At 51.5% G+C, this 10,597-nt stretch carries 11 protein-coding genes; 9 read left to right on the top strand and 2 right to left on the bottom strand.

The annotated features are described in order from the left end of the window. The first annotated feature begins 4 nt into the window (after positions 1–4). The 4 genes from J2X05_RS00695 (at position 5) to J2X05_RS00680 (ending at position 5,136) form a co-directional block, all read left to right on the top strand. Positions 5–1,423 carry a glutamate synthase small subunit GltD family protein gene (locus J2X05_RS00695; RefSeq protein ID WP_310067380.1) on the top strand — a complete coding sequence of 473 codons (1,419 nt, stop codon included), beginning with the start codon at positions 5–7 and terminating at the stop codon, positions 1,421–1,423. A 135-nt stretch (positions 1,424–1,558) separates the two neighbouring features. Continuing rightward, positions 1,559–2,626 carry a uroporphyrinogen decarboxylase gene (hemE, locus tag J2X05_RS00690; RefSeq protein WP_310067377.1) on the top strand — a complete coding sequence of 356 codons (1,068 nt, stop codon included), beginning with the start codon at positions 1,559–1,561 and terminating at the stop codon, positions 2,624–2,626. 235 nt (positions 2,627–2,861) lie between these two features. Further along, positions 2,862–4,229, top strand: coding sequence for a cyclic di-GMP phosphodiesterase (locus J2X05_RS00685; protein WP_310067375.1), 1,368 nt, complete (start codon positions 2,862–2,864; stop codon positions 4,227–4,229). A gap of 151 nt (positions 4,230–4,380) precedes the next feature. Next, positions 4,381–5,136 (top strand): TerC family protein, encoded by a 756-nt coding sequence (locus tag J2X05_RS00680; RefSeq protein ID WP_374725240.1) that lies wholly within the window; start codon positions 4,381–4,383, stop codon positions 5,134–5,136. Between the two features lie 94 nt (positions 5,137–5,230). Here J2X05_RS00680 and asd read toward each other — a convergent pair whose 3' ends face one another. Further along, complete coding sequence (asd, locus tag J2X05_RS00675; protein WP_310067374.1) at positions 5,231–6,082, bottom strand: archaetidylserine decarboxylase; 852 nt, start codon at positions 6,080–6,082, stop codon at positions 5,231–5,233. Positions 6,083–6,170: 88 nt separating this feature from the next. Between asd and J2X05_RS00670 the strand changes: the two genes are divergently transcribed. From J2X05_RS00670 to J2X05_RS00650, 5 genes are all read left to right on the top strand, one after another. Continuing rightward, positions 6,171–6,548, top strand: a complete 378-nt coding sequence (locus tag J2X05_RS00670; protein ID WP_310067371.1) for a DUF6488 family protein — start codon at positions 6,171–6,173, stop codon at positions 6,546–6,548. A gap of 392 nt (positions 6,549–6,940) precedes the next feature. Next, positions 6,941–8,122: a lytic polysaccharide monooxygenase gene (locus J2X05_RS00665; protein ID WP_310067368.1), complete on the top strand. Its 1,182-nt coding sequence runs from the start codon at positions 6,941–6,943 to the stop codon at positions 8,120–8,122. 82 nt (positions 8,123–8,204) lie between these two features. After that, on the top strand, positions 8,205–8,831 hold the full coding sequence (locus J2X05_RS00660; protein WP_310067365.1) for a hypothetical protein: 627 nt from the start codon (positions 8,205–8,207) through the stop codon (positions 8,829–8,831). A 109-nt stretch (positions 8,832–8,940) separates the two neighbouring features. After that, a complete protein-coding gene (locus J2X05_RS00655; RefSeq protein WP_310067362.1) occupies positions 8,941–9,681 on the top strand; it encodes a M48 family metallopeptidase in 741 nt (246 codons plus the stop codon). 19 nt (positions 9,682–9,700) lie between these two features. Next, complete coding sequence (locus tag J2X05_RS00650) at positions 9,701–10,084, top strand: DUF2750 domain-containing protein (RefSeq protein WP_310067360.1); 384 nt, start codon at positions 9,701–9,703, stop codon at positions 10,082–10,084. A gap of 5 nt (positions 10,085–10,089) precedes the next feature. Here J2X05_RS00650 and J2X05_RS00645 read toward each other — a convergent pair whose 3' ends face one another. Then, positions 10,090–10,467: a hypothetical protein gene (locus tag J2X05_RS00645; protein WP_310067358.1), complete on the bottom strand. Its 378-nt coding sequence runs from the start codon at positions 10,465–10,467 to the stop codon at positions 10,090–10,092. Positions 10,468–10,597 lie beyond the last annotated feature (130 nt).

Raw genomic sequence — 10,597 nt, 5'->3', positions numbered from 1 at the left:
GATCATGTCAGCACGTTTAAACAATGACTTTCAGTTTCTCGATGTGGGTCGTCAGGACCCCACCAAGAAAGATATTGAAACCCGCAGACGCAACTTTGTGGAGATTTACCAACCTTTCGCCAAAGAAGAAGTGGAAGGTCAGGCACACCGTTGCCTGGAGTGTGGTAACCCCTATTGCGAGTGGAAGTGCCCGGTGCACAACTTCATTCCCAACTGGTTGAAGCTGATTTCCGAAGGCAATATTTTTGAGGCCGCTGAGCTCAGTCACCAGACTAACTCGCTGCCGGAAGTTTGCGGTCGGGTATGCCCGCAGGATCGCCTCTGCGAAGGCGCTTGTACCCTGAATGATGGCTTTGGCGCGGTAACTATTGGCAACGCGGAGAAGTACATCACCGATACCGCTTTCGCCATGGGCTGGAAGCCGGATATGTCCAAAGTTGTTTGGACGAACAAAAAAGTCGCCATTATCGGCGCTGGTCCAGCTGGTATCGGCTGTGCCGACGTGTTGGTGCGCAACGGTGTTAAACCGGTGGTATTCGACAAGTATCCCGAAATCGGTGGTCTGCTGACCTTTGGTATTCCCGAGTTCAAGCTGGAAAAATCCGTGATGAGCCGTCGCCGTGAAATCTTTACCGAAATGGGTATCGAATTCCGCCTGAATACCGAAGTGGGTAAAGACATCACCATGGAAGAATTGCTGCGTGATTACGACGCAGTATTCATGGGTATGGGCACTTACACTTATATGAAAGGTGGTTTCCCCGGTGAAGACCTGCCCGGCGTTTACGATGCGCTCCCCTTCCTTGTTGCCAACGTAAACCGCAACCTCGGCTTTGAAAAAAGCCCGGAAGATTTCATCAGCGTTAAAGGTAAGAAAGTGGTGGTGCTAGGTGGTGGTGATACCGCCATGGACTGTAATCGCACCTCGATTCGCCAGGGCGCAAGCAGCGTGACCTGTGCTTATCGCCGCGACGAAGAAAATATGCCCGGCTCCAAGCGCGAAGTGGCTAATGCCAAAGAAGAAGGCGTGCAATTCCTCTACAACCGCCAGCCGGTTGAAGTGGTCGGTAACGGTAAAGTGGAAGGTGTTAAAGTGGTGACCACCCAGATGGGTGAGCCAGATGCTAAAGGTCGCCGCAGCCCGGTAGTGGTTCCCGGTTCAGAAGAGATCCTGCCAGCCGACGTAGTTTTGATAGCCTTTGGTTTCCGCCCGAGCCCACAGCCCTGGTTTGAAACCAATGGTGTCAAAACCAACGACTGGGGTGGTGTGATTGCTCCAGAACAGCAGCAATATAAATTCCAGACTACCAACCCCAAAGTATTCGCAGGGGGTGATATGGTGCGTGGTTCTGATCTGGTAGTAACGGCGATTTGGGAAGGCCGTGAAGCGGCTGATGGCATTCTGGATTATTTACAGGTTTAATCTCCGTAGGGGCGCTGCTTGCCGCGCCCTAATCTTTTGGTGATTTGGACGCAGCAAGCAGCGCCCCTACAACCCCGCCTTTGCGGGGTTTGTTTTATCCAACACAAGCAAGGCATTGAGCCTAAGGATAATAAAATGACAGAACTCAAAAACGACCGCTTCCTGCGCGCGTTGCTCAAGCAACCCGTTGATGTAACGCCGGTGTGGATGATGCGCCAGGCAGGCCGCTATCTCCCAGAGTACCGCGCGAGCCGCGAAAAAGCGGGCGATTTTATGGGGCTGTGCACTAATCCCGAATTGGCCTGCGAAGTGACCTTGCAGCCACTCGACCGCTATCCGGGCCTTGACGCGGCGATTCTCTTTTCCGATATCCTCACCATCCCCGATGCCATGGGCTTGGGTCTTTATTTTGAGACTGGCGAGGGCCCCAAATTCAAAAAGGCCGTGCGCACTGAAGCAGATGTCAATGCGCTTAAAGTGATTAAACCCGAGCAAGATCTGCCCTATGTAGTCAACGCGGTAAAAACCATTCGCCGTGAACTTAATGGCCGGGTGCCGCTAATCGGCTTCTCCGGTAGTCCCTGGACGCTGGCGACTTATATGATCGAAGGCGGTTCCAGCCGCGATTTCCGTCGCGCCAAAGAAATGCTCTACAACCAGCCGCAAGTAATGCATCGTTTGCTGGATGTGTTGGCTGATTCGGTCACTGTTTATCTCAATGCACAAATTGCTGCAGGCGCGCAGGCGGTGCAGATTTTTGATACCTGGGGCGGTGCTCTCTCTCACGCGGCCTATCAAGAATTTTCGTTGAAATATATGCAGAAAATTGTCAGCGGTTTGATTCGCGAGCACGAAGGTCGTCAAGTACCGGTCATTTTGTTCACTAAAGGCGGTGGTCAATGGCTGGAGGCTATGGCGGCAACCGGCGCTACGGCGTTGGGATTGGATTGGACAACCGATATCGCTGCGGCGCGCGCGCGGGTTGGCAGCAAAGTCGCCCTGCAAGGCAACATGGATCCTACTATTTTGTATGCATCACCTGAGCGTATCCGCGCCGAGGTTGGCACTATTCTCACCGCTTACGGCAGTGGCTCCGGCCATATATTTAATCTGGGGCATGGTATTACCCCGGAAGTTGACCCTGCCCATGCCGGTGCGTTTATCAATGCGGTACACGAGTTGTCGGCGCAATATCATCAATAACTTTTACCTTGTGGGTTTGTTATTACGCCTTTAATCTGCTGGCTCTGGCATGGCGCGCCTTTCTTGATTAAACTCCATGCACTATTAAGGTTTTTTTTAGGAAGATTTAGAACCTGAATCAGGTGGCACCGGTGGGCTATGATAATCCTAGCCACAGCGCAGCTCCGGCATATAGCCGGAATCCCGATCTAATAAGGCTGATAATTCGCACCTGCGGGTGATGTGGGGAATAGGCGTGGGAATCAAGCAAGTCAAAGTTGACGTCAACGAGTTGACCATAGGCATGTTTGTGTCGGGGCTGGATCGACCTTGGTCGCAAACTCCATTCCCCTTACAGGGTTTTTACTTGCGCGATCTGGGCGAAATCAACCAGCTCAAAGCGCTCTGCAACTATGTTTTTATCGATATCGAAAAAGGTCGTGGCCCGATTGCGGCCAACCTCAAGACAATTGCTCCTTCTGCCAAAAAAGCCACTACCCGTGAGCGCGTAAGCTCATTTAACGAAACCGTTGCTCCGCTCAAAATCCAGCGCGGGCTCTACCGCGAGGTAGAACCACTGCAGCGCGAGGTGAAAAAAGCGCGCCAATTGCATCAAAAAGTTTATGGTGCTGTGGTGGAAGTGATGGATCAACTGGAGAAAAACCAGTTTGATGCGCTTTCGCTCGGGGAAACCAAACGTGTTGCCAGTGAAATGGTGGACAGTGTGTTGCGCAATCCCGATGCTTTTACCTGGTTGTCCAGGGTGCAGGAAAAAGATGAATACACCTATAGCCACGCTGTGCGTTCATCGGTGTGGGCGATATTATTTGGACGTCATATAGGTCTGCCCAAGCGCGATCTGGATGTACTGGCGATGGGTGTATTACTCAAGGATGTCGGTAAGGTCATGCTGGATTTGGCGCTGCTGTCCAAGGCAGAGCGCACGGCGGAAGAAGAGCATCTCTATGAAACTTTTGTTGAGCTTGGCTGTGAAATTCTGCGTAAAACTCCTGGTGTTGAACCGCGTGTTATCAGTGTGGTAAAAACCCACTGCGAACGCCTGAACGGCAGCGGTTTCCCTCAGGGTTTATCGGGCGATAAAATTCCCCTGCTCGGTAAAATCGCTGGCATAGTTACCTTTTACGATCATGTTACCAATCCGCGTGGTTCGCGCCACCCGATCGCGCCGTCCAAAGCGGTCGCCAAGTTGTACGAGCTGCGCAATATCCAGTTTCAAGAAGAGCTGGTAGTGGAGTTTATCCGCGCTATCGGCTTGTATCCCACCGGTACATTGGTGGAGTTGAGTACTGGCGAAGTTGCTGTCGTCGTTGAGCAAAACTTTGAACGCCGCTTAAAACCGCGTGTGATTGTGGTGTTGGATGCTTATAAACAACCGCTGGATGAATACCTGCTCCTGGATTTGTCGGAGGATGACAAGCGCAAGCAGGAGCTGCTCGATTCCGGCAAAAAATCCCGCTACGAGATTGAGAAAATTGAAATCGCACGGGATCTTGAACCAGGTAGTTTCGATGTAGACATCGCGAGTATCCGCGATCATTATCTGATGAAAAACGAAAAGAAGGGCCTTATGGCGCTGCTCAGCCGCCTGACTACCCGCACCTGATAATCCCTCTCAAAGTTATTGCCTATCTCCATAGTTCACAGGGTACAATCCTCACCCCCGATTGCCTCACCGGCACCGGGGTTATTTTTACGAGCAATACCCATCTATCCGTGCCCCATGGGGTTGTGTGTTATTAATTAATGAGAGTTGAATGATGTTTGAATGGTTAACAAGCCCGGAAGCCTGGGTTGCCCTGGCAACACTGACGGCGCTAGAGATTGTTTTGGGGATCGACAATATTATTTTTATTTCGATTCTGGTGGGGCGTTTACCTGAGAAGCAGCGCAAATTTGCCCGCAATGTGGGCTTGGGTCTGGCGATGATCACCCGCTTGGCGCTGCTCTTTTCACTGGCGTGGATTATGGGCTTGGTTGATCCGCTCTTTACGGTGCTCGGCGAAGCCATTTCCGGACGAGACATTATTTTGATCGGCGGCGGTTTGTTCCTGATTGCCAAAGCGACCCATGAAATTCACGGCAGTCTCGAAGGTGCTATCGAAACTGAGCGCAATGTCGCAGCCCATGGTTTGATGATTGTATTGGTGCAAATTGCCATTCTGGATATCGTCTTCTCGCTCGATTCAGTGATCACTGCAGTAGGTCTGGTAAGTCAGGTGCCGATTATGGCAACCGCCATTATCATCGCCGTAGGCGTGATGTTGTTTGCCGCTAAACCGATAGGTGATTTTGTTGATGCACATCCCACCATCAAAATCCTGGCGTTGTCGTTTTTGGTTATCGTGGGTTTCACCCTGTTGGTTGAAGGCTTTGATGTGCATGTACCTAAAGGCTACATCTACTTCGCCATGGCCTTCTCGCTCGGCGTGGAGATGATCAATATCAAATTGCGCAAACATCAAGATAAACCGTTGGAGCTTCGCAAAGATTATCCTGGCGACCAGCAGTAATAATTGGGATGCTCATGAGAAACAAACAGGCCGATCAATTGATCGGCCTGTTTGTTTTGTGCGTTATAAAAAAGATTTTTATGGCAGCAGGGCGTTAGATTTTCTTACCCATGTGCTCGCCCATTTTGGTGGGGGCTCCGGCGCGGAATTTTTCATCCCAGAGGATTTTATCCTTGGCAAATAATACGATAGCAGTTGAGCCCAGTTTGAAGCGGCCCATTTCATCGCCCTTGTTTAGGGTGATGTTTTGGTAAGGGTAAAGTGAGGTGGCTATATCGCGGCTGGCAAAGGGCGCGATTTGCCCGTCCCACACAGTTTCAATGCCCGCCACAATCATTGCACCGACTAACACGACAGCCATGGGGCCTATGTCGGTATCAAAAATAGCGACCGCGCGCTCGTTGCGCGCAAACAGGCGCGGTACATTTTCAGCAGTGACCGTGTTGACCGAAAACAATTCGCCGGGAACACTCACCATCGCACGCAGTTTACCGGTGTAGGGCATGTGCACACGGTGGTAGTCGCGCGGGGATAAATACACAGTGGCAAAGTTGCCATCGGAAAATTCTGCAGCGAGCTCTTCATCGCCACCGAGTAGCTCCGCAGTGGTGAAACTTTGGCCTTTGGCTTGAAAGATGCGGCCATCAATAATCTTGCCCAATTGGCTGATGGCGCCATCGGCAGGGCAGACGATGGTATCGGTTGTTCCATCGATTGGACGCGCTCCGGTTTTTAAGGCGCGGGTAAAAAAGTCGTTAAAACAATTATAAGCAAGCGGATTTTCTTCGGCCGCCAAACTCATATCCACCTGATAGCGTTTTACAAACCACCGGATAAAAGTATTTTTAATGAGTGGGTTATGGCTGCTTGCCAACCAACCGGCAGCGCGTGAAAGGCCGTGTTGTGGAATAAGGTGTTGCAAGCGGATGAAGAGTTTGTCATTCATGTATTTTTATATTTCCTGCGTAGGCAGCGCGCTGCCCAAAAAATAAGAGGCAGCAGTTTAGCAAATAATTAATAACAGTGAGGTTCTTATGCGTAGATGGTTGCAAGTGTCCAGTGTTGTACTGATGGTGTTAGTAGCGCCGGTTACACAAGCGCATGAAGGGCATGAGCACGCGCCAGTCACGATGAAAAAGGCAGTAGAAATTGCTCTGGCGACTGCGCGTGATGCGAGCATCAATTCACAGCCTGGCTTGGGGCTGGCGCAACTGGATCAGAGCTGGCGTAATTTGCCCACAAGTGCGGCGCACATTTATGAGAATGGGCGCGGTTATTATCTGGTGAGTGTTGCAAATTCGTCGCAAGCAAAAACACTGTACGTACGGATTTTGTTGGATGGCCGTGTCGAGGCGGCCAATTTTTCGGGCGATTTTGTTTCATCCGTTGCGACCAGTTCAGCCGGTAAATAAATTGTGTACCAAATTTGGCGCTTAAATTTTTTTCTGGTGATGTCGGACAGCGATTTTATCTTTCTGTGTCGCCTCAGTTTTCCGTTTGTTTGACAGCGCTGTCGCATGGGGGGAATATCGTTCGCTCGGTTGTCCACTTGTCTACCAGTGTATGTGAGAAAAAGTGTTGGTAGCTGACATAACAATAATTAGATCGCATGTGCTCTCTCCTATGATTTTGCTGTTCATAAGCACTCGCTGGACTTCTGATTGTGCTCGCCTCCTGGTTTGCCAGCGCTAGGCTGTGTAGTCGCTTATTCAGTGGCTGCACCGTAATGCAGGTGTACCGATGGCGACGGTGGTTCCCGAATCCGGGAATTGTCTCTAAATCCGGTTAAGTGAGGACGTGAATAATGAATAAGAATTTCATCAAAAGTAGTGGGCTAGGTGCTGCTTTACTGGCCTTTTCTGCCATGAGTTTTGGCCATGGTTTTGTCGATAGCCCCGGCGCGCGTAATTATTTTTGCGGCAAGGTAACCAAGCCCGACGAAGTAGCGAATGGTACGGCCAGATACCCGGTATGCGGCGACGCTTTTGCGAATGATTTCAACGGCGGTTATTCCTATATGAGCGTGTTGAATCACCATCAAGGGCGCAAGGTGCTTGGGCCAACTGCCAAAAATGTGTGTGGCTTTGACAGCGAAACCTGGCAGGGTGGCAAAACGCCTTGGGACAATGCCATCAACTGGCCGGTCAATAATATTAATTCGGGGTCGTTAGTCTTCTCCTGGGATATCAGTAACGGCCCGCATTTTGATGACACCTCAGATTTCCGCTATTGGATCACCAAACCCGGTTTTGTCTATCAAGTCGGACGCGAATTGACCTGGGCCGATTTCGAAGACCAGCCCTTCTGCGATCTACCTTACAACGACGATAATCCAGGCGCCTACCCCAATGTGCGCGCCGAAAAAGCCACCGCGCATATCCACACTACCTGTACGGTTCCGGCGCGCACTGGCCGCCATGTGATCTATGCAGAATGGGGGCGCGAACCGCCAACTTACGAGCGCTTCCACGGTTGTATTGATGTGCAAATAGGCGGTGGCGGCAACAGTTCAACACCGGTGGCATCATCGAGTCGTGCCAGTGTTGCGCCCAGCTCATCAAGCCGTGCGAGTGTTGCTCCAAGCTCGTCCAGCCGCTCCAGCATTGTGCCCGGTTCATCCAGTCGTTCCAGTGTTGCGCCTAGCTCGATGCCTGGCTCCAGCCGGTCATCCAGCAGTGTGGCCAACAATGCTGGGCTGAGCTGTAGCTATGTGGTGAGCAACTCCTGGGGTACAGGATTCACTGGCATTATCCGCGTGACCAATACCGGTACCACGAGCAAAACTGGTTGGACTGCAACCTGGCAATATGCAGGCAGCAATCGACTGACTAACTCGTGGAACGCCACTGTTACGGGTAGCAATCCTTATTCCGCGACCAATCTTAATTGGAACGGCACTGTCGGTGCAGGGCAATCGGTTGAGTTTGGCTTCCAAGGTAATACCAATGGCGGCAGTGTAGAGACACCAATCGTTACTTGCCGTTAAGCTCGGCAGGGCGTACATGCAATCAGCTGGGGTGCAGTGCTCCTGCTGATTGCAATTTTTGGTTATTTTTTTGAGGTATTGGGTGAATCGACACGGCTCCAACAATCCCTTGCCCTTGTGGGGCTCGTTGCTAGTGCTGCCGATACTTGCTCTGGCGGTTTATCTGCATTTCAAACCAGCGCCGGAGCAGATGGTTCCCGAACTAACTCCGCTTAATTCAGTTGCGCAGAGTGAGGCGATTGCTCCTCGTTCAGTTGAGACAGCTAGCCCTGTTGTTGTTGACGCTCCCTCTGCATTATCGGATGGGTCAGCAGCGCCTGTTGGTCTTGATCTCGAAGTGGCCCGCACCGCTGTGCAACAAGTGGAAAATAGTGTCTATGAGCGCGCCACCGCCATGTTTGAGCAGGAGCCGGTAGATGTTGAATGGGCGGCTGCGTACGAGCACGCGCTGCATGCGATGTTCGCGCAACATCAGGGCTTGCAGCGCGTCAGTGTTAACAGTATCAGCTGCCATACCAGCATGTGTCGCATCGAGGTATTTACCCCGCGCGATGCCGACGCCGACTTTTTTACCGCCATGTTTTACGATGGGCTCGCCAATTTTCGCGCGGGCGAATTAAAAGCCGAGGCAGCGATTACGCGGCGCATGGAGCAGGGCATGACGTCTGTTTATGTTGCACGCAAGGATCACACGCTCGGCTTCTACTGAATTGGTCCCGCCCAACCTGTGGTATCTTTGGCGCCTCGATTGATCCGAGGTATCCACTCTTGCCTATCCCTGTTTTCCCCTTTCCTGTTTTTGGCGTCCAGGCATAACAATGACTGAATGGTTTGGTTTAAAAAAATCAACGCCTGCACCCGTGGAGCTGGGGTTTGAATTTACTATCGCCCGCTCGCCGCGGCGACGCAGTATCAGTATCGAAATCCGCAAGGCGCAGGTAGTAATCCGCGCACCCATAGGCGCCCCGCAACCCTTGTTGGTGAATTTCCTGCACGAAAAAGCGGCATGGGTCAGGGCAAAAATCCACGAGCAACAGCAATCGCTTGCGACTCAGCCAGAACCGCGCCGCTACGCGCAGGGTAGCCAGATCCCGTTTATGGGCGAGACATTAACGCTGGTGCTCGGACGCGGTTCGCGTGCGGCCATTGCGCGCGTAGATCAAAACTTGCACGTGATTTTATCCCCGCGCTCGCGCTTGAGTGACGATGCACAAATTCGCCAATTGCTCAGCCGTTGGTATCAGCAGCAAGCGCTCACGATTCTCACACGTAAAACGGCACAATTAACGCAAATGATGGGTTTGTTGTGTACGCAAGTCAGCATCAAAGCAACTCGCTCAAAGTGGGGGCACTGTACCAGCCGCGGCGCTATCCAATACAACTGGCAGATACTGCTAGCCCCCGAGGCCATAGTCGATTATCTTGTCGCCCACGAAGTCAGCCACCTGCGTCACCATAATCACAGTGCAGATTTTTGGGCGTTGGTCGCCAGCGTCTGCCCCACCTTCAAGGCAGATCGCGCCTGGCTCAAAGCCGAAGGCGCACACCTCAGATTATAAACTCCAAAGGTTTTTTAGCATGAATGACATTATCGCTACCGATCCGCTCAGTGACGACCCCGCTGAAAATCTTGACCGCTTTATCGTTGAAGCCATGGAGTTGGGCTGTGTGTGGGGGCTGGAAGGGCCTGATGGCTGGGCGCTGAGCGCGTCAGAAGCGCACGATGATGTGGATGTAATGCCCTTTTGGTCGCAGGAGGGTTTTGCACGTGCGCACTGCCAGGACGATTGGAAAGACTATAAGCCGGTGGCGATTGAACTGGTTGAGTTTCTCGAAGATTGGTTGCCCGGTATGCACGAAGATGTGTTGCTGGTGGGTATCAATTGGAATGAAGAATTAGAAGGCGAGGAGCTGGAACCGCTGGATTTGCTCGAAGAATTTGAACTGGAGATGGGTGAGTAGGCCCTCTAATAAAAACCGTTTTGGGTAAATTGGTTGTAATCGTCATCTTCGTCGCCAAATAAGTGCATGTGCAGAATATCTACCTCATAGTGCTTGGCGTAATCGTTGAGCATTTTTAAGCTGGCCAAGCCCGGTGTCACGCTGTACCAATAATTGGTTGTTTCATCGTGAGCCGCCAGTACAAACTCCAGTGTGCCCGGTACCATCTTGCGGCTGATGTGGCTAAAAATTTTGCGCTGTAACTGCAAAACAGAAAAATTAAAATCGGCGCATAAGCGCATTAATTGCGGATACTGGGTTTCACGCCGGTCTTGCAGGCGAAGATCGCGACTAGCGAATAACTCATCCGGATTGAGCAATGTTTTGCAGGGTGGGTTGGGCATAAGTTTGTAGTCAGTTAATCATGGATAATACGTATAAGCTGACCGTCAATGGTCGGGCGCGCCAGCAGTTGTGTGCTGCTATTTTCCCGGAATGTCATTTTACTGACTCTTGTTTTTTTGAATGCAATTG

The organism is Cellvibrio fibrivorans, from assembly GCF_031457055.1.
In the GTDB taxonomy this organism is placed as follows: Bacteria; Pseudomonadota; Gammaproteobacteria; order Pseudomonadales; family Cellvibrionaceae; genus Cellvibrio; species Cellvibrio fibrivorans.
This window is presented reverse-complemented; position numbering and strand designations above follow the sequence as displayed.